At 62.6% G+C, this 24567-nt stretch carries 19 protein-coding genes; 5 read left to right on the top strand and 14 right to left on the bottom strand.

From position 1 onward, the window contains the following. Positions 1-12: 12 nt before the first annotated feature. The gene (locus tag ABVN21_RS05545) at positions 13-747 is read right to left on the bottom strand and encodes a 3-oxoacyl-ACP reductase family protein (RefSeq protein ID WP_339553009.1); all 735 of its coding nucleotides are present in this window, start codon (positions 745-747) and stop codon (positions 13-15) included. Positions 748-1006: 259 nt separating this feature from the next. Here ABVN21_RS05545 and ABVN21_RS05540 point away from each other — a divergent pair, with 259 nt between their 5' ends. Beyond that, positions 1007-1840 carry an alpha/beta hydrolase gene (locus tag ABVN21_RS05540; RefSeq protein WP_339553008.1) on the top strand — a complete coding sequence of 278 codons (834 nt, stop codon included), beginning with the start codon at positions 1007-1009 and terminating at the stop codon, positions 1838-1840. Between the two features lie 47 nt (positions 1841-1887). On the opposite strand, the gene ABVN21_RS05535 is transcribed toward ABVN21_RS05540, so the two are convergent. The 5 genes from ABVN21_RS05535 to ABVN21_RS05515 form a co-directional block, all read right to left on the bottom strand. Further along, positions 1888-3120, bottom strand: a complete 1233-nt coding sequence (locus ABVN21_RS05535; RefSeq protein ID WP_339553007.1) for an NADH:flavin oxidoreductase — start codon at positions 3118-3120, stop codon at positions 1888-1890. 74 nt (positions 3121-3194) lie between these two features. Continuing rightward, positions 3195-4841 carry a DUF1302 family protein gene (locus tag ABVN21_RS05530; RefSeq protein WP_339553006.1) on the bottom strand — a complete coding sequence of 549 codons (1647 nt, stop codon included), beginning with the start codon at positions 4839-4841 and terminating at the stop codon, positions 3195-3197. A gap of 94 nt (positions 4842-4935) precedes the next feature. Further along, positions 4936-6552 (bottom strand): FadD3 family acyl-CoA ligase, encoded by a 1617-nt coding sequence (locus ABVN21_RS05525; RefSeq protein ID WP_339553005.1) that lies wholly within the window; start codon positions 6550-6552, stop codon positions 4936-4938. A 31-nt stretch (positions 6553-6583) separates the two neighbouring features. Then, positions 6584-7606: a ferredoxin--NADP reductase gene (locus ABVN21_RS05520; protein WP_339553004.1), complete on the bottom strand. Its 1023-nt coding sequence runs from the start codon at positions 7604-7606 to the stop codon at positions 6584-6586. A gap of 79 nt (positions 7607-7685) precedes the next feature. Continuing rightward, complete coding sequence (locus ABVN21_RS05515; RefSeq protein WP_339553003.1) at positions 7686-8873, bottom strand: acyl-CoA dehydrogenase family protein; 1188 nt, start codon at positions 8871-8873, stop codon at positions 7686-7688. Between the two features lie 1034 nt (positions 8874-9907). Between ABVN21_RS05515 and ABVN21_RS05510 the strand changes: the two genes are divergently transcribed. The 4 genes from ABVN21_RS05510 (at position 9908) to dmpG (ending at position 13545) form a co-directional block, all read left to right on the top strand. Further along, positions 9908-10681 (top strand): glucose 1-dehydrogenase, encoded by a 774-nt coding sequence (locus ABVN21_RS05510; RefSeq protein ID WP_339553002.1) that lies wholly within the window; start codon positions 9908-9910, stop codon positions 10679-10681. 75 nt (positions 10682-10756) lie between these two features. Further along, positions 10757-11548 (top strand): fumarylacetoacetate hydrolase family protein, encoded by a 792-nt coding sequence (locus ABVN21_RS05505; protein ID WP_339553001.1) that lies wholly within the window; start codon positions 10757-10759, stop codon positions 11546-11548. A gap of 31 nt (positions 11549-11579) precedes the next feature. Continuing rightward, on the top strand, positions 11580-12506 hold the full coding sequence (locus tag ABVN21_RS05500; protein ID WP_339553000.1) for an acetaldehyde dehydrogenase (acetylating): 927 nt from the start codon (positions 11580-11582) through the stop codon (positions 12504-12506). Between the two features lie 10 nt (positions 12507-12516). Next, positions 12517-13545, top strand: a complete 1029-nt coding sequence (gene dmpG / locus ABVN21_RS05495; RefSeq protein ID WP_339552999.1) for a 4-hydroxy-2-oxovalerate aldolase — start codon at positions 12517-12519, stop codon at positions 13543-13545. Between the two features lie 123 nt (positions 13546-13668). On the opposite strand, the gene ABVN21_RS05490 is transcribed toward dmpG, so the two are convergent. The 8 genes from ABVN21_RS05490 to ABVN21_RS05455 all read right to left on the bottom strand — a co-directional run bounded on the left by ABVN21_RS05490 (position 13669) and on the right by ABVN21_RS05455 (position 24505). Then, positions 13669-14502 (bottom strand): SDR family oxidoreductase, encoded by an 834-nt coding sequence (locus ABVN21_RS05490; RefSeq protein ID WP_339552998.1) that lies wholly within the window; start codon positions 14500-14502, stop codon positions 13669-13671. A 13-nt stretch (positions 14503-14515) separates the two neighbouring features. Further along, positions 14516-15283: an SDR family oxidoreductase gene (locus ABVN21_RS05485; protein WP_339552997.1), complete on the bottom strand. Its 768-nt coding sequence runs from the start codon at positions 15281-15283 to the stop codon at positions 14516-14518. A gap of 135 nt (positions 15284-15418) precedes the next feature. Then, positions 15419-16654: a helix-turn-helix transcriptional regulator gene (locus tag ABVN21_RS05480; protein ID WP_339552996.1), complete on the bottom strand. Its 1236-nt coding sequence runs from the start codon at positions 16652-16654 to the stop codon at positions 15419-15421. A gap of 148 nt (positions 16655-16802) precedes the next feature. Continuing rightward, positions 16803-19235, bottom strand: a complete 2433-nt coding sequence (locus tag ABVN21_RS05475; RefSeq protein ID WP_339552995.1) for an efflux RND transporter permease subunit — start codon at positions 19233-19235, stop codon at positions 16803-16805. 14 nt (positions 19236-19249) lie between these two features. Then, positions 19250-20236, bottom strand: coding sequence for a YCF48-related protein (locus ABVN21_RS05470; protein WP_339552994.1), 987 nt, complete (start codon positions 20234-20236; stop codon positions 19250-19252). Positions 20237-20578: 342 nt separating this feature from the next. Beyond that, a complete protein-coding gene (locus ABVN21_RS05465) occupies positions 20579-21529 on the bottom strand; it encodes an OB-fold domain-containing protein (protein WP_339552993.1) in 951 nt (316 codons plus the stop codon). A gap of 4 nt (positions 21530-21533) precedes the next feature. Further along, entirely contained in the window at positions 21534-22745 is a 1212-nt protein-coding gene (locus ABVN21_RS05460) for a thiolase family protein (RefSeq protein WP_339552992.1), read from the bottom strand. Positions 22746-22837: 92 nt separating this feature from the next. After that, entirely contained in the window at positions 22838-24505 is a 1668-nt protein-coding gene (locus ABVN21_RS05455; protein WP_339552991.1) for a DUF1302 family protein, read from the bottom strand. Between the last annotated feature and the right edge of the window lie 62 nt (positions 24506-24567).

Below are 24567 nucleotides of genomic sequence, written 5' to 3'. Positions count from 1 at the left end.
GTGACTCCCTGATCAGATAAAAGCCATGCCGCCGTTGACGGCGATGTTCTGCCCGGTCATGAAACTGGCGTCTTCGCTGGCGAGGAACACCGCAACCTTGGCGATTTCGTCGGTCTCGCACATGCGACCCAGGGGCACGTTTTTCAGCAGTGCCTGCATGTATTCATCAGGGATACCGGCCATCATCGGCGTGTTGGTCGGCCCAGGCACCAGGGTGTTGACGCGGATACCGCTGGCTGCCAGTTCTCGGGCGATCGAACGGGTCAGGCCCATCACCCCGGCTTTCGAGGCGCAGTAGTGGCTGGGGCCTTCACCGGTCAGCGCGGCGGTGCTGGAGAGGTTGATGATCGCGCCTTTGCGGCCACCCTTGACCATCAGTTTTGCGCCCTCACGGCAGCACAGGAAGGTGCCGCCCAGGTTCACGCCGATCACACGCGCCCAGCTCTCGTCCGGGGTGTCGAGGAAACTGTCCAGCCCGCCCACGCCAGCGTTGTTGACCAGGATGTCGAGGCCACCGAAGTGTTGCTCGGCCTGGCCCATGGCATCGGCCACGGAAGCACCGTCACCGACATTGCAGGCCAGGGCCAGGACCTTGTCGCCCAGGTCTGCCAGGCTCTCGGCCAGGGTCGTCTGATTCAGGTCGACCGCCACCACCTTGGCGCCTTCGGCGACAAAACCACGCACGATGGCCTGGCCCATGCCCTGCCCGGCGCCAGTCACAAAGGCCACTTTGTTGAGTAACTTCATAGCAATCTCCAAATGTGCACATACGCTGCGGCCCGCTGCCCTTGCAGTGGCGCCATCCCCTGCATGATTAGCGGCAAGCACTTGGCTACACATCGTCCGATGGGACTATCGCCGCGTGGTCTGAACGGACGATGTGAATAACCCGATCAGAGCCCAGCATTCGCAAGGCGCGCACCACGCCAGGTGCTGAGTCCCCTTCAATCTGCTGCAGCGCCTGGCGTGGCTGTGCTTCATGAATCCGCCGTCAATGGAGAACCCCATGAATCAACCCGTAGATCTGCCCCTGCCCGTCGGCCATTACGCAAGCCTGCCAAACGGCCTGCGCCTGCACTATCTGGATGAGGGCGCAGGCCCCGTGGTGCTGTGGCTGCACGGCAGCGGGCCGGGCGCCAGTGGTTTCAGCAATTTCAAGGGCAACTACCCACAACTGGTCGCCGCGGGCTATCGCAACATCGTGCTCGACCTGCCGGGTTTCGGCCGCTCGGACAAACCCGAGGACGTGCAGTACAACCTGGATTTCTTCGTCGACTGCGTGGCAGCATTCCTCGAGGCTATCGGTGTGCGGCGTTGCACGCTGCTGGGCAACTCGCTGGGCGGCGCGATTGCCCTCGGTCTGGCCTTGCGCTTGCCGCAACTGCCGCAGAGCCTGATCCTGCTGGCACCGGGCGGTGTCGAGGAGCGGGAAACCTACTTCAAGATGGAAGGCATCGTGCGCATGGTTAGCCTGTTCAGCGCCGGGCCCATCGGTATGGAGGAGATGCGCAGCATGATGAGCCTGCAGTTGTTCGATGCGTCGATCCTGCCGGAAAGCCTGCTGCAAGAGCGCGTGGCGGTGGCCGTCACCCAGCCGAAAAATCTGTTCAGCACGATGATGGTGCAGAACATGGAAGCACGCCTGGGTGAGATCCAGTGCCCGATCCTCGGTTTCTGGGGAAACAACGATCACTTCAACCCGATCAGCGGCGCCCAGCGCATCATCGACGGCGCGCCGAATGCCCGCTTTATCGTCCTCAACCGCTGCGGCCATTGGGTCCAGGTGGAACACCGCGAACTGTTCAACCGCAGCTGCATCGAGTTCCTGCAGCACGGCTGACCTCCAAACACCGCTCCTCCTGTGGGAGCGGTGTGTTTTGAGGGGGGTTAGCGATCTGCCGCCTTCTGGCTGTTCAACACGGCATCGCCGGGCTGGCCCAATACGCAGGAGGTGCCGCCGGGGGTGTACATCATCGCCACACAGCGGTTGCAGGCGGTGCAGATCGAATCGCGACTGGCGCCGCTGGCGAGTTTATTGACGTAGTCGTTTTCGGCCAGCAACACCCGACCCATGGCGACCAGGTCAAAGCCCTCGGCCATGATCTTTTCGATACTCGCCAGGCTCTTGGCACCGCCCAAATATGCCAGCGGCATCGTCACTGCCGCCCGCACCTTGCGCGCATGCTCCAGCAAATACAGCTCACGAAACTCCACGGTCGGCTCTTTGCGACGCTGGATAGCCATCGCCAGGGCAATGATCTTGTTCTTCTGCTGCACGCGGTTTTCCTTGGGGAACGAAGAACCGAACATGGTGGTGATCGATTCGGCGTTCATCCCGGCGCTGAGTACCAGCAGGTGTGCGCCCTCTTCTTCCAGCATGCGGGCGATCTGTGCGCCGTCTTCGGCGCTGTTACCGGCGCGCACGCCTTCGGTGATGCTGTACTTGCAGATCACCGCCATTTCCGTGCCGACTGCATCGAGTACCGCGCGCAGCACCCGGCGCGGAAAGCGCAGGCGGTTTTCCAGGCTGCCGCCGTACTGGTCGCGGCGCTTGTTGTACATCGGCGAAATGAACTGGCTCAGCAAGTAGCCGTGGCCCATGTGGATTTCCACCGCATCGAAACCCGCCTGGCGTGCCAGGCGCGCGCCTTGGGCGAAATCGCGCACTACTTGTTGCATGTCGGCTTCGTTCATCGCCTGCTTGAGGAACATGCCGCTCATCAATCCGATCTTGTTAAAGCCGCCACTGGCCGACAGCGGACGCTTGGTCGAACGCTCGCGAATAAAAGTAAAGCAGCCACCGTGAGTGATTTGCGCGCTGGCCAGGCCACCAGACGCGTGCACGGCGTCGGTCAGCGCCTTAAAATGCGGCACGCTGGATGGCGCGAGGATCAATTGATTGGGCAAAGTGCGGCCATCGCTGCTCACCGCGCAATAGGCCACGGTGGTCAGCGCAGTACCGCCCGCGACCAGGGCCGAGTGCAGCTTGACCAGCTGTTTGGAAGGCACTCCCCCGGCACTCATGCCCTCGTTGGTCGCGGCCTTGATAAAACGGTTTTTCAGGGTCAGTGGGCCAATCGCAATAGCGCTGAACGCTGACGGGGTTGGACGAGGATTCATGACAGGCCTCTCTTTATTGTTATCAGGCTACAAATGAAGGGCGGCGTCGCCACATCGCGACGCAGCGTTGATCATCAAAAGGTGTATTTGGCGTTGAGCGACAGGTAATCGCGGTCGGCCAGCAAGCGGCCCTGAGCGACATCCGGCGAGCTCAGGTAGGCGATATAGGTCATGCCGACCTGGAAGTTGCCCAGGTACTTGAAGTCTCCACCCACGGTCACGCGTTTCTCGTCGCGGCCCAGGCCCTGGTAGGCGCTGCCGTCGATGTTCTGCGTCCAGACCAACTTGGTGCTCAGATCCAGGCCGTTGGCGATGGACGGGTAATCCATGTAGACACCAACGCCGAGCAGGCTCGACCCTCGGGTCTGGGTTTTCGACTCGAACTGGTCGAACGTGCCATCCACGCCAGCGCCGCCGCCGGTGATGGTCAGGCTGTCCACACCGTCGATGTGCTGATGCACGACTTCGCCCATGAAGGTGGTCTGCTGGGCGAGCAGGCTCGGGCCAAGGATGTACGAAGCGTTGAGGTTGCCTTGCCAGATCTGGCCGGTAGTCGGCGCGCCGTTGTTCAGGTACACCGAGGCACCATCGCGATAGCTCAGGTCACCGGCGTACTGCACCGAGTCGCCGACCTTGGAGCTGAAGCTGATCCCGGTCAACTTGACGTCTTCGAAGTAGCCCAGACGATAGGACGGTGCAGTGCCGTCATGACCGATGCCCTTGAGCGACGAGTATTGCGTGGTTCCGGTGAAGTCGAAGAACAACGAACCGACGCGCTCGTTATAGCGGTAATGGAACAGCCCCACTTCGGTGTTCTCGGTGATCCGGTAACGCACGCCCAGGCCCCATTGGCCGCTGTCGCTGGCGTCTTTTTCACCGGCATAACCGACCGCCAGGCCGTTGGGCAAACGGTCGACCTGACCGGCACCCAGTCGGAAAAACTCGGCACCGGGACCGAAGGTATCGCTGCCAAAGTAGTCGCCCACCGGGTTGAGCTGGGTTTTTTCCCACTCGTATTGGTAGTAGCCCACCAGCGCCAGGTCTTCATTGAGCGACCACGACCCGGACACCTGCCCCACCGGCAGGTACGAGTCCTTGGCCTCGGTGCCCGGGACGTTGAACTTGGTGGCATCCACCGGGGCCTGGCCCTGGCTGATGTTGGCCCAGAACAGGCTCTCGCCCCAGGCCACCAGATGCCGTCCGGCCTTGAGCGACAGGTATTGGGTTTCGCCAAGTTCAAAGTTGCCATACACGTACGCATCGAGCAGTCGCGCGGTGCTGCCACTGAGGCGCCGGGTTTCGTCGCTGAAACCGTCGTTGTGGCCGGTCTTGTTCACCGTCTGCGGCGAGTCGTTGGCGTTTTTCTGGTTGTAGACATCGTCGTAGAACTGACTGCCGCGCAACACCGCGCCGAGGTTGTCGTGCCTGAGTCGTAATTCGCCGAACAGGCTCAGGCGATTGTTGATCAACGAACCGCGCTTGAAGTTGCGCGTGCCATCGTCGTTGTTCGGGTCGTTGAGGTATTGACTGGCCTGCTTGGCGGTACGCATGGAGGCGGTGTAGTTGACCGTCAGCGACGATTCCAGGGAGGTGTCTTCCCCCAATTCGATTGTCGGCGCAGCGCTGGCCGCGACACTGACGAAAGTGACGGCCGTTGCCAACAGGCAGCGACCCTCGATCGGGTTCCCCGGACGGCGCGCAATCAGGTTTCGAGTAAACATGCTCCTCTCCTTTTTTGTTGTTTTTGTTTATGCCGCCACAGCATGAAAAAAACCGCTGTGGTGCACATCGTCCGTTTGGCGAGATGCGCGCTGCTCATGCCGGAGCGTGGTTGGCAACCACCGCGCGCAGTTCGTTCTTCGCCACCTTGCTCGACGGGTTGAGTGGCAACGCGCTGAAAAATCGCACTCGGCGCGGCACCTTGTAATTGGCCATCTGCTCGCGGCTCCAGGCGATCAGTTGCGCCTCGTCGAGTTCACTGCCTTCGCGCAGCACCACACAGGCACAGCCGACCTCGCCCATGCGCTCATCGGCGATGCCGATCACCGCCACCTGGGCAATCGCCGGATGGCGGATCAGCGCCGCTTCGATTTCCGCCGGGTAGCAGTTGAATCCACCGACGATGAACATGTCTTTCAGCCGGTCGGTGATGATCAGGTTGCCCGCCGCGTCCAGCCGCCCGACATCGCCGGTGTGCAGCCAGCCTTCGGCGTCGATGGCCTCGCGGGTCGCTTCGGGGTTCTGGAAATAGCCCTGCATGATGTGAAACCCACGCAGACAGATTTCACCCGTCTGCCCTGCGTCCAGCACTTGGTTTTGCGGATCGCGGATGCTTACTTCGGTGCCGGCGATCGGCTGCCCGCTGGTGCCGGCGATCACTTGCGCCGAGTCTTGCGGATCGCAGATCGTCGCGAGTCCGCCGCACTCGGTCAGGCCGTAGGCGGTAGTCACCACGGCAAACCCCAACTCGTTGCGCATGCGCTCGATCAGGCTGGGTGGAATGCTCGCCGAACCGGTCACCGCGATGCGCAGGCTCGACAGGTCGGTCTGCTGAAGCCGTGGATGGGCCAGCAGCGACAGGTACAGGGTCGGCGCACCGGGCAGGACACTGATGCGCTCGCGGGCGATACGCTGGAACACTTGTTCGGCGTCAAATACTGCGTGGGGCAGGATGGTCGCCCCGCCGATCAGGCAGGTCAGCCAGCCAGCCTTGTAACCGAAGGCATGAAAAAACGGGTTGACGATGAGGTAACGGTCGCCCGGCACTAGGCCAATGACCCTGACGTACTCGGTGAAGGCTCGCAGGTTTTGCCCATGGCCGCTCATCACGCCCTTGGGTTTGCCGGTGGTGCCGGAGGTGAACAGCAGGTCGCACATCGCTTCGGGGCCGACCGCCAAGGCACGGTGCCTGGCGCTGTCGGCCTCGATGGTCGCCGCGCCGCGCAGGAACTGTGCAAGGGTCAAATCCGAAGCCAGCCCGGACGTGTCGCCATCGAGCATGACCAGGTGTTCGAGGCTGGCCGGCCGATGAGGCGCGAGCAATGCCGGGTAGTCGACATCGAGAAAACGCTGCGGGACAAACAACAACCGGCAGCCGCTACGTTCCAGCACATCGGCGGCTTCAAGGCCTTTCATTCGCGTGTTGATCGGCACCAGCACCGCACCGGCACACTGGATGCCCAGCGCGGCAAGTATCCACTCGGCACTGTTCGGCGCCCAGATGCCAACCCGGTCACCGGCCTGGATCCCCAGGGCCATCAGGCCGCGGGTAAAGCCCATGACGCGCTCGGGCAGCTGTGCGAAGTCGATGCACTGGCCGTTGTCCTCGATGGCCGTGCGCCCGGCAAAACGCTCGGCACTGCTGAAGACCAACTGGGCCAGGGTGACAGGGGCCGCGCTCAGGGGCGCGGCAAGGTTCAGGCTCTGATTCATCGTGGGCTCGCGCTTGGCATTGTTGAAGGCATCATTCGGGGAAGCGGATACGCAGTTGCGCGCTGGTGGGGACTGCCTGACAGGCCAGGATCCAGCCTTCGGCCAGTTCGCCTGCGTCCAGTGCGTCGTTGTGCAACAACTCGACGTCACCGCTTTCCAGCGTGCACATGCACGAAGCGCAGCCACCGACACGACAGGCGCTGGGCGGGTTGAGGCCGGCACGCTCCATGGCGGCCAGTACGGTTTCGCCGCTGTCGCAGGACAATTGGAAGTCTTCGCCGTCCAGGCGCACTGACAACTGCGCGGCCACCGCCGCCTCGCTGCTGGTCACCAACGGCAATTCGCCTTCGCCGGGCAGCGAGACGAAACGCTCGACATGCACCCGGCGATCCGGCATGCCCAGACTCTTGAGCGCGCTCACGCTCGCGTCCATGAAGGGGCCAGGACCACAAATGAACGCCTGGGCATCGATGAATGGCCGCGCCATTTCAGCCAGTTGTCCAACGCTGGGGATGCCCTGCACCGAATCAAGCCAATGGATGATTTGCAGGCGTTGCGGGTGAGCACCGGCCAGGGCCTTGAGCTGATCCTTGAAAATCACCGACTGCTCATCACGGTTGGCGTAGATCAGCAGGATACGGCCGGTGCCGGCGAGCAATGCCGAACGCAGGATCGACAGCACCGGGGTCACGCCACTGCCGCCGCCAAATAACAGCAAGTCGCCGTCGAGGCTGCGCGGCACAAACACGCCCGCCGGCGGCAGCACCTCCAGGGTCTGGCCGGCCTGCAACTCGCTGCACAGCCAGTTCGAGGCGCGCCCCTCGTGCACGCGCTTGATCGTGACCCGTAACGGCTCATCCAGCATCGGCGTGCTGGACAATGAATAACAACGGGGCAGCCAGCCGTCCTCGAACGGCACGCGCAGGGTCAGGAACTGCCCGGGTTGATAGTGGAAGCGTTCGCACAGATGCTCCGGCACGTCGAAGACCAGGGATCGCGCATCAGCGGTTTCCTCGATCACTCGCGCCACGCGCAGGGCCAGATAATTGTTCATAGCTCAGGTACTCATGACCACCTGCCCGCGCATCACGGACAGGTGTAAACCCAGGGGTTTTGAAACGGCCGCCATGGCCTCAGACGTAAGGGTCCGGGTTGGGCAGGCCGAGCATCACCGCACCGTAGCTGCGCCCGTAGGCCATGTAGTTGTTGGCGATGTGTCCGCGTGCCTGATGCAGATCGCGGAACAGCCGCGCCACCGGGTTGGTGTTGTACAGACCCGAGGCAGCCATGCTGCGCAGCAGGTCGTTGGCCCGCTCGGCACAGATGTTGGTGACGTAGGCCGATTGGTAGCGGTACAACAGACGAGTCTCGGTATCCGGGTATTCCCCGGCACGCGCCAGACTCATCAGATGCTCGTAGTTGCGCTCCAGAACCAGGCGCAAGCTGTCGACCGTGATCATCGCTTCGGCAACCGCGGTTTGCGCCACCGGATCATCCGCGGTACGCGCGCCATGCTTGCCGATGTGGTTGGCGGCGTTGTCGCGAAACTCGTTGATCGCACCCTGCAACGCGCCGATGGCCGAAGTCGATACGGCGCGGGAGAACACTTGGGCGAAGGGGATGGCGTAGATCGGGTTGGTGTTGACCAGGCGCCCGGGCGTCGCTTCGAGGGTCCAGTTGTTGGTGCGTTGCACGCGATGGGCCGGGACGAAAACATCCTCGACCACGATGTCATGGCTACCGGTACCGCGCAGGCCCAGCACGTCCCAGTTGCGCTCGATCTGGTAGTCGCGGCGCGGCAGCAGGAAAGTGCCGTGCTCGGCGGCCAGTTCGCCGTCGGGTGGCAGGATGCCGCCCAGGAACACCCATTGGCAATGTTCACTGCCACTGGAGAAACCCCAGCGCCCGCTAATCCGGTAGCCACCTTCGACCACCGTGACTTTCGCCGCCGGCATATAGGTCGAACAGATCAGCGCGTCATGGTCGTCGGCCCAGACTTCGCGCTGCGCTTCGATCGGGTAACGCGCCAATTGCCAGGGGTGAACCCCCATCACGCCGTAGATCCAGGCCGTGGACATACAGCCCTCGGCGAGGATGGTCTGGATTTCGAAAAAGGTCCGCGGGTCCACTTCGTAACCACCGAACGCCCGAGGCTGCAAGGCCCGCAACAAGCCGGCGTCCTGTAACTCGACGACGCTCTCCACCGGCACCTTCAAGTCCTTGTCGGCCTGCGCCGTGCGCGCCCTGAGTGCGGGCACCAGGCGCCGTGCACGTTCCAGCAGATCACGTTCGTCCTGGGTCTTTTCACGCATGCTGTGCATCACTCAATTCTCCCGATCTCACTGCGCCACTGCGCGAGTTGAGAGGGATCATCGGATCGAGCGAACAATCATTCATCGTCAAAGCGGACTAGGGGTGGTGTGGGTGGGGTATTAGGTTGAGCGGGTACATATCCATTCCTGCGGTAACGGCCACTTATGGTTCCGCTCTTACAGCGGGTCACTTGGAAAAGCCCCAAGTAACCAAAGGCTCTTGCCCCTTTCGTTCGGCCCTTCGCCTAGGCTCAGGGTGCCCTCGCTCCGGTCCTGCTCCGTGGGCCCGCCGCCATCGGCCATCCATGGCCGGGGGCGGCTAACCCGGCATCCATGCCGGGTTGCCCACTGCGCAGAACCTCCACTCGGCCTCTCGAGGGGGCAAGAAGATCACAAGCGAAAGCAAAGCGAGGCGGCCTGACAGCCGACCTGATGACTGGCCCTGTCTACGATCCAACTGTGGGTGCGAGCCCTGCTCGCGATGAACGTCAAGACAACGCGATCCTCCAGACAGGGCGCGATATCGTTGACGTCCATCGCTCCTACAGGGAAACGTGATCACTTGAAATCAGGTCGGCTGTCAGGCCGCCTCGCTTTGATTTTGATCGTGGCGCCCCGTTAAACCACGATGGCCGAACGCAGGCATTGCTCCGTGGGTAAACCGGCAGGACGCCGGTTTAGCCGCGCTGGGCCAGGGATGGCCCATCGCGGCGACCCACGGAGCAATGCCGGAGTGAGGGCATGCCGAGCCTAGGCGAGGCACCAAGTGGTGGGGCAAGAGCCTTTTGGTTACTTTTGGGCTCTTCCAAAAGTGACTCGCCGTAAGGGCGAAACCCTAGGTGGCCGTTACCGCAGGAACGGATATGTACATGGCCCCCGCTAGTCCGTTACCGCAGGAACGGATATGTACACGGCCCCCGCTAGTCCGTTACCGCAGGAACGGATATGCACACAGCCCCCCGCTAGTCCATTGAGACGATGCCCAACCAGATCACCGCAGCGATAGTAAACGCATCCAAAATCGACCCCACGGAGCAAGGGCCATGAGTATTTTGCAGCGTTTCGAAATGCACGGCAGCGTCGCCATTGTCACCGGCAGCGGCCGGGGTATTGGTCGGGCGATTGCCCTGGCGTTTGCCGAAGCCGGTGCCGACGTGGTGTGTTCGGCGCGTTCGCTGGACGAGGTAGAAGCAGTGGCCGAAGAAGTGCGTGGCCTGGGCCGACGCGCCTTGGCCATCGCCTGTGACGTCAACGATGCCGGGCAACGTCAGGCTCTGGTGCGTCAAAGCGTGGAACAAATGGGTCGGATCACTCACCTGGTGAACAACGTCGGTGGTGGCGGGCCCAACGATCCGTTGGCGATGACGCCCGAAGCGTTCGCCCAGGTGCTGAACTTCAACGTCGCCACCAGCTACGCCTTCTGCCAATTGTGCGTACCGCTGATGCGCGAGGCCGGTGGCGGCAACATCATCAATATCAGTTCGGTGGCGGCGCGTTATGCCCAGCGCCATTTCAGCGCCTATGGCGCCGCCAAGGCTGCCCTCAGCCATTTGACCCGCCTGCTGGCCCAGGACTTTGCGCCGCAGATCCGCGTCAACGCCGTTGCGCCCGGACCGACGCTGACCGAGGCGTTGAACGGCGTGATGCCCGCCGCCATGCGCGAGGTGATGGAAAACAATACGCCTCTCAAATGCCTTGGCACCCCGCAAGACATCGCCGCTGCCGCACTCTACCTGGCCAGCCCCGCTTCAGCCTGGGTAACCGGCAAAATCATCGATGTCGACGGCGGCGCCGACTCGTCGGTTTGGCCCGGCTGACCGACTCCTTTGGGCTCGCCCCTGTTGACGTTGGGGCGGGCCTTTTCTTTCTCCCAACCCTCAGGAGCCTTCGCCATGGACGCCCATTTGATCAACGCCCTCGGTGACGAACTGTTCAACGCCTTGCGCAGCCGCCAGACCCTGGCGCCCCTGACCCGGCGCTATCCGCAGATCACCCTGGAGCAGGCCTACCGGATTTCCCTGCACTTCCTGCAACGCCGCGAAGCCCTCGGCGAGCGGGTGGTCGGCAAGAAAATCGGGGTCACCAGCCGCGCCGTGCAGGAAATGCTCGATGTCCACCAACCGGACTTCGGCTTCCTCACCCATGCGATGCAAGTCGAAGATGGCAGCGATGTCAGCCTGGCCCGCTACAACCTGATCCAGCCACGGGCCGAAGGTGAAATCGCCTTTATCCTCGGCGAAGACTTGCAAGGTCCGGGCATCAGCGCCGAGGACGTCCTGGCCGCCAGCCAATGGGTCGTACCGTGCTTCGAGATTGTCGATTCGCGGATCGACGACTGGCAGATTCGCATCCAGGACACCGTGGCCGACAACGCCTCCTGCGGCGTGTTCGCCCTCGGCAGCCAGCGGGTCGATCCGCGCTCGCTGGACCTGGCCGCCGTGCACATGCAAATGCACAAAAACGGTCAGCCGGCAGGCTCCGGCCTGGGCTCGGCGGTGCAAGGCCATCCCTGCGCCGCAGTGGCCTGGCTGGCCAATACCCTGGGCGAGCTGGGCATCCCGTTCCGCCGTGGCGAAATCATTCTCTCCGGTGCCCTGGCGCCACTGGTGCCGGTGGTAGCCGGTGACAGCATCAGCCTGTCCATGAGCGGGCTGGGCGACACCAGCCTGCGCTTTGTCCCTTGATCGCCCTTCCCTCTTCAGGAGCCAAAAAAACATGAGCAAAAAGATTAGATGCGCGCTGATCGGGCCGGGCAACATCGGCACCGACCTGCTGTACAAATTGATGCGCAGCGAGGTGCTGGAACCCGTGTGGATGGTCGGTATCGACGCCACCTCCGAAGGCCTGTCGCGGGCTCGCGAGCTGGGCCTGAAGACCACCGCCGATGGCGTCGACGGCTTGCTGCCCCATGTCCTCGAAGACCAGATCCAGATCGCCTTCGACGCCACCTCGGCGTATGTACATGCGCAGAACTCGCGCAAGCTCAATGCCCTGGGCGTGTTAATGATCGACTTGACCCCGGCGGCCATAGGCCCGTATTGCGTACCGCCAGTCAACCTCAAGGCGCAACTGGGCCTGGGCGTGATGAACGTCAACATGGTGACCTGCGGTGGCCAGGCGACCATTCCACTGGTGGCCGCCGTGTCCAGTGTGCAGCCGGTGGACTATGCCGAAATCATCGCCACCGCCGCGTCGAAATCGGTTGGCCCCGGCACCCGGAAAAACATCGACGAGTTCACCCGCACCACGTCCAGCGCGGTGGAAAAGGTCGGCGGTGCGAAGAAAGGCAAGGCGATCATCATCATCAACCCGGCCGAGCCGCCGCTGATCATGCGCGACACCGTGCATTGCCTGACCGCCAGCGAACCTGACCAGCCGGCCATCACCGCCGCCATCGAGGCGATGATCAAGCAAGTGCAGCGCTACGTGCCCGGCTACAAGCTGGTCAACGGCCCGGTGTTCGACGGCAATCGGGTGTCGATCTTCATGGAGGTCGAAGGCCTGGGTGACTACTTGCCCAAATACGCCGGCAACCTCGACATCATGACCGCCGCCGCGGCGCGCACCGCCGAGATGTTCGCCGAGGAAATCCTCAAGGGCGAACTTGTGCTGCACGCCACCGCCCACCCCGCCCACGCATAAGGAGCCGACCATGGATCTTCGCGGCAAAAGCATCACCGTTCACGACATGTGCCTGCGCGACGGCATGCACCCCAAGCGTCACCAGATCAGCTTGCAACAGATGAAAGACATCGCCTGCGGCCTTGACGCGGCCGGTGTGCCGCTGATCGAAGTCACCCACGGGGACGGCCTGGGCGGCAGCTCGGTGAACTATGGCTTCCCGGCCCACACCGACGAGGAGTACCTGTCGGCGGTGATCCCGTTGATGAAAAAGGCCAAGGTTTCGGCCCTGCTGCTGCCGGGTATCGGCACCGTCGATCACCTGAAGATGGCCCATGAACTGGGGGTCAACACCATTCGCGTCGCCACCCATTGCACCGAGGCCGATGTCAGCGAACAGCACATCTCCCACGCCCGAGGCCTGGGCATGGACACCGTCGGCTTCCTGATGATGGCCCACATGAACAGCCCCGAAGGCCTGGTCAAGCAAGGCTTGCTGATGGAAAGCTATGGCGCCAACTGCATTTACCTGACCGACTCGGCGGGCTACCTGTTGCCCCATGACGTCAGCGCCCGCGTGGCGGCAATGCGCGCGGCGCTCAAGCCGGAAACCGAAATCGGTTTTCATGGCCACCACAACCTGTCGATGGGCGTCTCCAACTCCATCGCCGCGATTGCCGCGGGGGCCAACCGGATCGACGCCGCCTGCGCGGGCCTCGGTGCCGGAGCCGGCAACACACCGATGGAAGTGCTGGTGGCGGTGTGCGACCGCATGGGCATCGACACCGGTGTCAGCGTGTTCGGTATCCAGGACGTGGCCGAAGATCTGGTGGTGCCAATCATGGACTTCCCGATCCGCAGCGACCGCGATGCCCTGACCATGGGCTATGCCGGGGTCTACGGTTCGTTCCTGCTGTTCGCCAAACGCGCCGAGAAGAAATACGGCGTGTCGGCGCGGAAAATCCTCGTGGAAATGGGTCGTCGCGGCATGGTCGGCGGTCAGGAAGACATGATCGAAGACACCGCCATGACCCTCGCCCGCCAGCGGCGTCAGGCGTAAAGATACATAACCCCATGTGAGAGCGAGCCTGCTCGCGATGGCGATAGTCCAGTCAACATTGTTGACGACTGGCCTACCGCAATCGCGAGCAAGCTCGCTCCTAATGGGGTCGGTGGATAGGTTTTAACGCCAATCGGCGACGATGCCGTGCTCCAACGCAAACGGTTGTGCAGCAATGGTCCGGCGTTGAAAAGCAGGCGCCTGTTCGGCGGTGGCCAGCCACAGCATCACGGCTGCCGGTACATGGGGTGGCGCACTGCCGGCGCGCAGGGCGATCAGGCCTTTGTCGCCGATGGTGGCCTTGAGCGCTTCAGTGGTGACGACGCCCGGATTGAGCGTGTAAGCGCGCACGCCCGCCTCGCCCAATTCCGTGGTCAGCACCCCGGACAGTCGCGACACCGCCGCCTTGCCCGCGCCGTAGGCATACCCCCAACCGCCCTTGCCTGCCGCCACCGGTGGATCGCTTTCGCCAGCGCCGGAAGTGACGTTGATCACCACCCCGCCGCCGCGCGTCACCATGTGTTCAGCCACTGCACGGGTCAACAGGAACGGGGTCAGGATGTAGCCCTGGAACATCCGCTCCAGGGTCTGCGCTTGCAGGTCCATGAACCCGGCGTTGAGGTCGCTGCCTTGATAGATCGCGTTGTTGATCAGCACGTCGATGCGTCCGTACTCGGCCAACACTGCCTGGCAGGCGGTCAGGGCCGAGTCGCTGTCGAGCAGGTCCATCGGCACCACGAGCACCCGGCAACCCAGTTCGCGTAACGCCTGCGCAGTGCCGTTGAGGCTGCCGGCCAGCGGCGCTCCGTTGGCGTCGCGCAGGGCGTGCTCGTGTTGCTCACCTTCGTTGAGCGTACGGGCGCTGATCGCCAGGTCGAAACCGGCGCGGGCGAACGCCAGCGCCGCCTCGCGACCGATACCCCGGCTGGCGCCGGTGATGAATGCCACTTTGTTCATGCCGATTCCTTTTTTAGAAGCGCGACGTGCGGACCATGGCGTCCATTCCGCCATCGACGAACACCACGGTGCCATGGATAAACGACGCTTGTGGCGATTGCAAGAAAGCGACCATTGCGGCGATCTCATCAGGGCGCCCGGCGCGGCCCAGCGGCGCGACGAAATCGCGGGTCGCCTGGCCAAAACGCGCATCCTCCAGCGATGCCTGGTGCAACGGAGTTTCCACCGCGCCCGGCGCCACCACATTGACCCGCATACCTTGCTTGCCCCAGCCCACGGCCAAGCTGCGGACGTGCTGGCTGATGGCGTATTTGGAAGCGGCATAGGCGACGTGCGGCTGGCCGAGTCTGTTGGCCAATTCCAGTGCCCGGACCTCATCGCCGGCGATCATTGCTTCGATCAACGACTGGCCCTCGGGCCCCGAATGAGTCGCCGCCACAGAGCCGATCACCAGCGCCGCCGGTTGTTGACCCTTGGCCAACGCGTCCTGCAGGCCATCGAGCAACTGACTGACACCGAAGTAATTGACCGCTAGGATCAGGCCGCAGTTGGGCGCGGTGACACCGGCCCCGGCGCAGCAGATCAGGCCGTCGAGGACTCCACCGCTGAGTTCAAGCACTTGGCCGATGGCGGTGTCACGCCCCTGAGGGGTGGACAGGTCGGCGATCACTTCGGCGTTGCTGCGATCGATACCGATAACCTGATGCCCGGCAGCGCGCATGGCGGCGGATACGGCGGCCCCGATTCCCGAGGCACTGCCGGTGATGGCTGTAATTGGCATGGTGGTTCTCCGTGATTGGTCCGCCCAGTATCGACAGGGCGATCACGGGACGGCATCGTCCGTGCGGACTAAAAATACGCGGCGTCAATGGCCACGACGCCGGGCAGCGGATGGCCCGGCGGCGGTTTTGCAGGATCAGGCCTGGCGATAGATCGGCACGGCCAGTTGCAATGGCGGCACCTTGATTTTCTCGGTCAATTTCAATGCCAGCTGCGGCTTGCCCAAGGCCACCACGCTGTTGAGCATGATGCGCACCAACTCGGTCTGGCGCCGCACGCCGGTCTTGGAGAAGATCGAACGCAAGTGCGCCCGCGCGGTGTTGCGGCGGATATTCAAGACCTCGGCAGCTTCCTCGAGGGACAAGCCGTTGGCCAGTTCCATCGCCAGGGCGGTTTCGGCCTTGGTCAGGTTGAACAGCTGCTTGGTCACCACTTCACTGGCCAGGGATTTGCTCGACGCATCGCGGATGTAAACCAGTGCCGCCGGCTGGCCCTTCTCCTCCGCCCAGTCCAGGGACGGAATCGATTCGACCACCACCCCGAGGTTGACCAGCCCCGAGGGCCGCGTCACCGACATGGCCTCGGCGCTTTTAGGCGCATCCGGGCAGAACGCACCACGAATCAGGCGCTGCAGTTCACGGTTGTCACTGGGATACGTCGCTTCCAGGCGCCCGCCCACCAGCTTCAGGCCATCGGAACGGGCGAGGATTTCCTGGGCCACCGGATTGATCTGCAACACGCTGCCGCTTTCGTCGAGCACCAGCGTTGCCACCGACAACCGGCTGATGGCCTGGGAGTACAACTCACTCAGCGATTCGCTACGGTCCAGCAGGTTATGCAACTGCGAGGCACGCCGCAGGTGTGGCAGGAAACTGGTGCACACCGCCCGGTCGTGGGCAGAGAAATTGGCGGTCCGCTTGGGGCGGGTGACGCGAAAGCGCAGCTTGCCGCCGTCCGGTGTGGAAATGTCCGCGCACATCACGTGATACACATCATTGGGGCCGCAGAACGCCTTGAAGTAGGCGCTGTGTTCCCACTCCGTGGAGCTCATGATGTCATCGACCGTAAATACACTGTCCAGTGGCTGATTGGAGAACGGCGAATTGGTCTGCGGGTAGGTCATGTAGCAGACATCACCGGCACCCTCGATGTCGCCGACGATAATCATCACGCCCGTATCGGGTTGATCCGGCACGCGCAGAATCAAGGTGACGAAGTTGGCGTCGTAGAGTTTGAGAAAGCTTCTGAGGGCAGTAGCCATCAATTTCGGATCGAGGGCGCCTTCGTAGATTTCGCCCACCAACTGGTTGTAGCGCGTGAGGTCGAGGCCAAGGCTGGCCAGGGCTTCATGGGTCAAGTCACCGTTTTGCATAGTCTTATCTCGCTCGGGTAAGGACTGTGCCCTTCCCTTGTTATTTTTATAATTTCGGCTGGGGGAACCCAGGGCTCCCCCCTTTTCGACTGATACTTGCCTGCCAGTTTCCCTAGCGCCCGCGGGCTCCACAATAGGCCCGGCAGGTTTATTTTTCGCTCCCGGTATCACGTGCAGCAGGGCTGTTTTTCAAGCGGAACTGCCCTTGAGCCGGTGCCGGCGTGCGTACACGTCCGGTGACCAGTGGCCGCCCGCGATTGAACCAGGCCGCCAGCGCCGGCAGGAGGAAAATCGCCCCCAGCACGTTGACCAGAAACATAAACGACAGCAGCACACCCATGTCGGCCTGGAACTTCAACGGTGCGAAAGCCCAGGTGCAGACGCCAATGGACATGGTCACGGCGGTGAATACTGCCGCCGTACCGCGTTGGCACATGGCCTGATAGAACGCCTCGCGCAGGTTGGTGCCGCGCAGCATTTCGTGCTGAATACGCTCGTACAAATAAATCCCGTAATCGACGCCCACGCCCACCCCCAGCGCCATCACCGGCAAGGTCGCAACCTTCAGGCCGATCCCGAGCATGGTCATCAGTGCGTTGCAGAGGATCGCGACAATCGCCAGCGGCACCAGAATGCACAGCACCGCGCGGATCGACAAGAATGTCAGCCAGCAAAACAATGCCACCGATCCGAATAGTGCCCCGAGCATGATCACTTCGGCGCGCTTGACCGCCTCGTTGGAGGCCGCCATCACCCCGACGTTGCCGCCAGCCAGGAGGAACTCGACTTGCGGCGAGCTGACTTCAGCGATGATTCGCCGGGCTTCGGCGATCGCATGGCTGACGGTGCTGCCTTCGTGGTCAGCCAGGAACACCAGAATCTGCATCTGCTGGCAGCCGTCCGTGACCAGGCCGTCATCCGGAACATAGGCCCGCGCGCCCTGACTCAAGCCACGGGGCGATCCCGGAATCGCTGCCCAACGCGGGTTGCCTTCGTTATTGCCGGCAATCACCCGCTTGCCCATGTCCGCCACGCTCTGGATCGACTGCACGCCGGTGACCGTACGCATGCGGAAATCGAAGGCTTCCACCGCACGCATCACCGCAGGCGACAGGCAACCTTCTTCGACACCCTTGACCTGGACGAACACCGACATCACATCGAGCCCGATGGAATAGCTGCCGATGATCTTGCTGTTGTCCTGGTTGTAGCGCGAATCGGTCCGCAGCTCCGGCGCGCCGGCGCCGATATCGCCCACCGCCAGGTCACGCGCCTTGTAGGCCCCGCCCGCCAGCAGCAACAGACTGACAACAAACACACCGAGGGCTGGCCCCGGTTCGGCCAGCGCCGACAGGCGCCACCACAGGCGGTGCTTGCCCGTCGGCCGCGATTGCGCCCGACGCAATAGCGCAGGCTCCAGGCGCAGGTAGGAAATGATCACCGGCAACATCAGTTTGTTGGTGATGATCATCAACATCACGCCGATGCAGGCCGTCACTCCCAGTTCGTGAACGATGGGAATGTCGATCAGCATGATCACCGCAAACCCCAGGGCATTCATCAGCAAGGCCAGGGAACCGGGGATGAAGATCTTGCAGAACGCCGAACGCGCCGCTTCCTTCGAATTGCTACCGGCCAGCACGTCCTGCTTCCAGGCGTTGGTCATCTGCACTGCATGGGACACGCCGATAGAGAAAATCAGGAACGGCACGAGGATCGACATCGGATCGATACCCAGACCCAGCAGCGGCAACAGGCCCAACAACCAGACCACCGGCAGCAACGCGACCACCAGTGCCACCACTGTCAGGCGCAGGGAACGGGAATACAGCCACAGCAGCAGCCCGGTGATGACGAAGGCCACCACAAAGAAACCGATCACGGTGTTCAACCCTTCAACCACATCGCCCACCAGTTTGGCGAATCCGACAATGTTGATTTCGATATTGGGGCTGTTGTACTTGCCGCGGATCTCTTCCAGACGCTTGGCGATCTCGACATACGACACCGGCTGACCGGTCTTGGGGTCGGTATCCTGCAGATCTGCACGGACCATGGCCGACTTCAGGTCATTGGCCACCAGACGACCGACCTGCCCGGAGGCCGCCGTGTTGCTGCGCACTTGCGCAAGGTCCTCGGTGGTTCCGCTGAAGCGCGGCGGCACCACCACGTCGCCAAAGAAACCCTCCTCGGTGATTTCGATGTAGCGCACGTTGGCGGTGAACAGCGACGTCACGCTGGGACGACTGACCCCGGAGATGAAGAACACGTCGTCGGTAACTTTGCGCAGGGTCTCCAGGTACTCGGCGTTATAGATGTCGCCCTCGCCTTTCCAGCGCACGCTGACCAGGAAGCGGTTGGCGCCGGTGAAGTAACGACTGAATTTGAGAAAGTTGATCATGTATTCGTGACGCACCGGGATCTGCTTGTTGAAACCCGGATCCAGCTGCGTGTGGGTGGCGCTGTAGCCCAGGCCCAGCGTCACCAGAATAAACAGCGCCAGCAGTCCCTTGCGCCAGGCCATCAGATGGTCCGCGCACGTTTCGACGCAGCGCGTCACCCAGTGTTTACTTTGATTCATTGCCCGCCTCTCATTCACTGGATGGCCTGTGTGGTCATTAAGGCAGCGACGCTGCCACCAGAACCTTGCAATACCCCGCGCTCGCCACCGACCAGCAGGCGTGAGCCAACGACGGTCGCCGAGGTCAACGTGCCAAGCCCGGCCAGGCGGCCGACGCCGACCAGCGCGCCCTGTGCATCCAGACGCACCACCGAACTACCGGCACCGACGATCACCAGCCCGGAGTGATCGGGCAGCAGCACATGGCCGTACAGCGGCAGTTGGTTGCCGACTTTGATCTGGGTCCAGCTGTCGCCGAAGTCATGACTGACGAACACATGCCCGCGCATGCCGTAGGTCACCCAGTCCTTCGCGCTCAGGCGCACGATGCCGAACAGCGAGCCGCTGTAGAACGCCGGCAGCGTCTGCCAGTGCTGGCCACTGTCGGTGGTCCGCAACACCAGCCCTTGCTCGCCCACCAGCATGCGCCGTCCATCGTTGCCACCGGCCATGCTGTTGAGGTGCGCGTTGTCGATCTCCAGGGACTGCGGGGCCCAGGTTTGCCCGCCATCCTGAGATTGATAGAACTTGCCGAAGCTGCCGAACGCGATGACGCTGTCGCCACCACCGGTCCAGATGCCCAGCAGCGGTTCGCCCAGATCGCTGTCGTAACGTATTTCCTGCCAGCTGTTGCCAGCGTCCTCGGAACGCAGGATCCAGCCGTCGTGCCCGACGGCCAGCAAGCGCTTGTTGTCCAGCGCCACCACGGCTGTGAGGGTGGCATTGCGTTGCGTGGCGACATGGGCTGGCTGCCAGCTGACGCCCTGGTCATCGCTGAGCAGGATGCTGCCACGCTCGCCCACAGCGACCACCCGCGCGCCAAGATTGAACAGGCCGTTGATCTGCACCCGGTCCGGGCGCATGGCCAACAGTTCGGCCTGCGGTGGGGATTTGGGGGAAAAGGTGTAGCCAATGGTCAAGGCGACCACCAGGCAAACCGCGTAGCCGATCACCGAGCGCATGAGCAACGCTCCTGTTCGGGGTTGGCGTGGATAGGGCAAGTCATAGGGCCGATCCTCTTGTTTTTGTCACGCACCAGGCATGCGAGGCAATCGAGATGGGCGTTGCCTCTGGTGGGAATAGTCGGCGCAAGGGATGGGGGACACATCGTCCAAATGGCTTATGTAATGGCGTGAATGACGTGGGGCGGGAATGGTGGGATTTATGTGCAAACCGAACTGATTGCCATCGCATCTTGTAGGCGCTGGCTTGCCAGCGATGGCGTCCATTCGGTCGACGAATGGGTTGTCTGACCTGACGCCATCGCCAGCAAGCCGGCTCCTAAAGAGGATCTTCGGCGGGGATCAAGCCATGTACAGGATCACCAGGTCGTTGATCACCGATGGCCGATCCTGGCCCACCACATGAATGTTGAGTTCAAGGGTCAACTGAGTACCACGGGCGAGGATTTCGACTTTTTTCACCCGGGCCCGCGAATGGATGCGCGAGCCGGCCGGTACCGGCGCCGGGAAGCGCAGGCGATCGGAGCCGTAGTTGATCTGGGTGGTGAAACCGCTGATTTCGAAGCCCAGCGCCAGTTTCATCCGCGACTGCAACACTTGCACCAGTGCGCCATGGGCAATGGTGCCGCCGAACGGACTTTGCAGGCGCGCTCTCTCCGGATCGGTATGGATCCAGTAATCGTCACCCGACAACCGGGCAAAGTCGTCGATCAGGGCCTGGTCGACCACCACCACGTTGCTCCAGTCGCTGTACTGCTCACTCACCAGCGCCTGCAAGGCCGGACCATCGTTGAGGTCGATCTGCCGCGCGGGCGGTTGATCCGACGCCACAGGTGCCGGTTCACTGTCCTGCGCGGGCAACGGCTCAAGCACCGCCGCATTCTTGTCCACCCCGGTGAAACGCAGCAGGCGGTTGCCCTTGGCGTCGACTTCGGCGAACACCGGCTGCAAGGGCATGCCGATCTCGATTTCGTTTTCCTCGAGGCCGACCAGGTTGGTGTTGATGCGCACCCCTTCAGCCAACTGGACCACCGCCAGTTTCTGCGGCATCTCGTCGATGAAGTCAGGCAAGGTTGCAATGCGCGTCACGGTGTAGCTGTAGAGCGTCGCGGCGCCGTCGACTTCGCGCCAGGCCAAGTCATGTTCCAGGCACACCGGGCAATGCCGGCGCGGGTAGAAGTTCCAGTGCGCGCAGGCATTGCATTGCTGGATCAACAGGCGGCGAGCCTTCAGGCCTTCCCAGAACGGCGCGGAGATTTGCGTCGCGACCGGCATCGGTTTGTTGTTGGACATGTGCTTATGCTCCCTGAAGAATCAATGCGCCCTGCTCACTCATCACGCCGCCGGTACCGGAGACATAGACGCTGTCGCAGCGGCCCAATTGGCGTTCACCGGCGGTGCCGGCGATCTGCGTCACCGCCTCGATCACCTGGCTCATGCCACCGGCCGAGGCCGACTGGCCGAAACTCAGTTGCCCGCCATGGGTGTTCATCGGGAAGTCGCCACGCCAGGTCAGGTCGTGTTCGCGCACGAACGCCATGCCCTCGCCCTTGCCGCAGAAACCGGCATCCTCCAGGGTCAGCAAGGTGGTGATGGTGTAGCAGTCGTAGATTTGCGCGGCATCGACGTCCTTAGGCTTGAGCCCCGCCATGGCAAACGCTCGCTCGGAGGCCGGACCAATCGGCGTGCGCAGCATGTCCTCGGCGTAGGACGGCGACTTGAATGCCAGGTGTTCGCCAAACCCGGTAATGAAGGACGGACGTTTGCGAGCCCGCGCCGCGACTTGCTTGTTGGTAATGATCATCGCCGCGCCACCGGCCACCGGCATGACGATTTCCAGAACGTGCAGCGGGTCGGCAACCATTTTGCTCGCCAGCACCTGTTCGATGGTCAACGGTTGGCCATAGAACATCGCTTGCGGATTGGCCAGGGCGTTGGTGCGCTGGTCGACGGCGATCTTGGCCATCGCCCGCTGGTCGTAGTCGTACTGCGCGGCATAACGCTGGGCAATCATCGCGTAGCCGGTGTTCTGGCCCATGTGCCCGTAAGGCAGGTCGAACTCGGCCTCGGGCGCGCCAAATGCCGTACTGTGTCCACCGAAACGCATGGAGCGGGCCATCCAGCCGGCGTCTTCGCCAGGCCCCAATGGCGCCATGCGCGCGGGGATAACGCACAGAACGGCCTGGCACAGGCCCAGTTCGATCGCCGCGGCGGCGCGCCAGACCATGCCGACCGAGGTGCAGCCACCCAGGTCCACCACTTCGGCGAAGTTCAGGCGCAGGCCCAGGTATTCGGCGGCCATCGCCGGTACGAACACCGAGGCTTCATGAAAATGCGGGCCGTTGATCACCAGCCCGTCGAGGTCCGAGGCCTTGAGCCCTGCATCGCGCAGGGCCTGGGCCGCCAGGTCGGCGACTTGCTCAAGGTGAAACATCTTGGGCGCGGTCGAATACTTCTCCGGTTTGTACTGTGCGGTGCCAACAATGGCCGCATGCCCTTTGAGTCCCATAGTGCCTCCATGCCGAAGCGTTACGCTGCGGCCAGTTCCAGGTTGTGGTCAGGCCCGGGCGCAGCAAGGCGACCCGGATCTTGAGTGGTCGATCAGAAGGTGTATTTCATCGAGAATGTGGCGTAGTCGCGGTCGGCGAACGGACGATCGATCGCGTCGGCTTCACCCAGGTAGGCGATGTATTTCAACCCCAGTTCCAGATTGCCTAGGTACTTGAAGGTCGTGCCCGCGCTCAGGCGTCGGTCACCGGCGACGCCGGAGATGCTTCCGGCCATGGGCGTGGATCCGCTGAAGACGTTGGAGAAGCTAAAGGGGACTTCCAGATCCCAGCCTTGGAAAACTCCCGGATAACTGAACGATGCGCCCACGGTGTAGGCGCTGGAAGACTTGGTTCGGTATCCCGCGGCGGTGCTGTAGGTATAGTCATCGGAAGAGGCCACTAGAGGTGCCAGGGTAGGCAGCAGGTTTACACCTTGCAGGTTGGGCGCCGCCGAAGTGGATTCGACGCTGTCGACCTGCACGCGGATGATTTCGGCAGTCAGGCTGGTCTGGCTGGCCCAGGGACGATCCCCCAGGATACGGATCGCCGACAACTGCATTTGCTGGCCCTTGCCCTTGGCCGGCACAGCGCCGAGGCCGGTATTGACCATCACCGGCGCACCGTCGCGGTACGACCATTCGGCGCCGACCTGGGTGTCGCCGATTTTGGTCGAGGCACTGATACCGGTCAGCTTGATGTCTTCGAAGTACTTGATCTCGTAGCCATTGCTGACGAAGGCGTTGCGTCCACCGCCCACTGGCAGCGGGTCGTAGCCGACCAGCGCGGTGGCCGGGTTCTTGTCGTGGTAGTTGACGTGGAACAGCGACAACTCCAGGGCCGGCACCGGGCGGTAGCGCATCTGCACCCCCCACTGGCCTCCATCACGCGGTTCGTCAGTGCCGCGGTAGGGAATCTTCTGGCCGTTGGCGTAGATGAACTCGCGACCTGGCCCCACCACGTCGCTACCCGACAGGTAGCTGCCCACCGGCGGCAGTTCAGTGCCCTTCCATTCGTATTGCACGTAGGCACCGAAGGTCAGCTGGGGGTTCAATCGGAATGAACCGGAGAACTGGCCCACCGGCAAAAGTATTTCCTTGACCTCGACACCCGGCTGGGACGCTTTTACCGCGTCGGACGGGTTTTGTACGCCGTTCACACCCGGGTAAAACAGACTCTCGCCCCAGGATTCGATATGCCGCCCGGCCTTGACGTCAAGCATCGTGTCGTTGTCAAAGCGCCAGCCGCTGAACACATAGGCGTCGAGCAGTTTGCTGCGACCACCGCTGTAGTAGCGGGTGTCGCTGGTGAACTCGTCGTTGCTGCCGTCTTTGTTCACGGTGGCGGGCGAGTCGTTATCGTTCTTGCGGTGGTAGACGTCGTCGTAGAAGGTACTGCCGCGCACCACGGCGCCGTAGTTGTCCTTGCGCAGGATCATTTCCGCCAGCGCGCCCACGCGGTTGGTGGTCAGGCTGCCACTGTCGAAGTTGCGGTTGGCATCGTCGGCGTTGATCGTCAGCAAGCGCGAGCTCTGACTGCCCGTGCGCACACCGATGCCGTAGCTGGTGGTCACCGACCAATCCATGGTCGCGCCGTTTTCGAACTCGATCGTATCGCCAGCCCACACCGGTGTAGACACCAGCGCAATGGCTGCCGCCAGGCTACTGACCTGAAATGCGCACGAACCGATGACCGTAGAATTATTGTTGTTCTTGTTGATCACACTGACTCTCCTGAATGACAACCGCCTGGCTGCCTGGACTGTTCAACACAGCTGCCGTGCCA

It is taken from the genome of Pseudomonas sp. MYb327, assembly GCF_040438925.1.
GTDB lineage: Bacteria > Pseudomonadota > Gammaproteobacteria > Pseudomonadales > Pseudomonadaceae > Aquipseudomonas.
The sequence above is the reverse complement of the archived record's forward strand: the minus strand, read 5'-3'. Positions and strand labels throughout refer to the sequence as shown.

What these genes read in the sequence shown, in the direction of transcription:
- ABVN21_RS05460 (WP_339552992.1), bottom strand. Translation starts at nt 22,745, where the DNA reads ATGGGACTCAAAGGGCATGCGGCCATTGTTGGCACCGCACAGTACAAA.
- ABVN21_RS05525 (WP_339553005.1), bottom strand. Translation starts at nt 6,552, where the DNA reads ATGAATCAGAGCCTGAACCTTGCCGCGCCCCTGAGCGCGGCCCCTGTC.
- ABVN21_RS05490 (WP_339552998.1), bottom strand. Translation starts at nt 14,502, where the DNA reads ATGAACAAAGTGGCATTCATCACCGGCGCCAGCCGGGGTATCGGTCGC.
- ABVN21_RS05520 (WP_339553004.1), bottom strand. Translation starts at nt 7,606, where the DNA reads ATGAACAATTATCTGGCCCTGCGCGTGGCGCGAGTGATCGAGGAAACC.
- ABVN21_RS05500 (WP_339553000.1), top strand. Translation starts at nt 11,580, where the DNA reads ATGAGCAAAAAGATTAGATGCGCGCTGATCGGGCCGGGCAACATCGGC.
- ABVN21_RS05510 (WP_339553002.1), top strand. Translation starts at nt 9,908, where the DNA reads ATGAGTATTTTGCAGCGTTTCGAAATGCACGGCAGCGTCGCCATTGTC.
- ABVN21_RS05480 (WP_339552996.1), bottom strand. Translation starts at nt 16,654, where the DNA reads ATGCAAAACGGTGACTTGACCCATGAAGCCCTGGCCAGCCTTGGCCTC.
- ABVN21_RS05505 (WP_339553001.1), top strand. Translation starts at nt 10,757, where the DNA reads ATGGACGCCCATTTGATCAACGCCCTCGGTGACGAACTGTTCAACGCC.
- dmpG (WP_339552999.1), top strand. Translation starts at nt 12,517, where the DNA reads ATGGATCTTCGCGGCAAAAGCATCACCGTTCACGACATGTGCCTGCGC.
- ABVN21_RS05475 (WP_339552995.1), bottom strand. Translation starts at nt 19,235, where the DNA reads ATGAATCAAAGTAAACACTGGGTGACGCGCTGCGTCGAAACGTGCGCG.
- ABVN21_RS05465 (WP_339552993.1), bottom strand. Translation starts at nt 21,529, where the DNA reads ATGTCCAACAACAAACCGATGCCGGTCGCGACGCAAATCTCCGCGCCG.
- ABVN21_RS05530 (WP_339553006.1), bottom strand. Translation starts at nt 4,841, where the DNA reads ATGTTTACTCGAAACCTGATTGCGCGCCGTCCGGGGAACCCGATCGAG.
- ABVN21_RS05470 (WP_339552994.1), bottom strand. Translation starts at nt 20,236, where the DNA reads ATGCGCTCGGTGATCGGCTACGCGGTTTGCCTGGTGGTCGCCTTGACC.
- ABVN21_RS05515 (WP_339553003.1), bottom strand. Translation starts at nt 8,873, where the DNA reads ATGCACAGCATGCGTGAAAAGACCCAGGACGAACGTGATCTGCTGGAA.
- ABVN21_RS05545 (WP_339553009.1), bottom strand. Translation starts at nt 747, where the DNA reads ATGAAGTTACTCAACAAAGTGGCCTTTGTGACTGGCGCCGGGCAGGGC.
- ABVN21_RS05540 (WP_339553008.1), top strand. Translation starts at nt 1,007, where the DNA reads ATGAATCAACCCGTAGATCTGCCCCTGCCCGTCGGCCATTACGCAAGC.
- ABVN21_RS05535 (WP_339553007.1), bottom strand. Translation starts at nt 3,120, where the DNA reads ATGAATCCTCGTCCAACCCCGTCAGCGTTCAGCGCTATTGCGATTGGC.
- ABVN21_RS05485 (WP_339552997.1), bottom strand. Translation starts at nt 15,283, where the DNA reads ATGCCAATTACAGCCATCACCGGCAGTGCCTCGGGAATCGGGGCCGCC.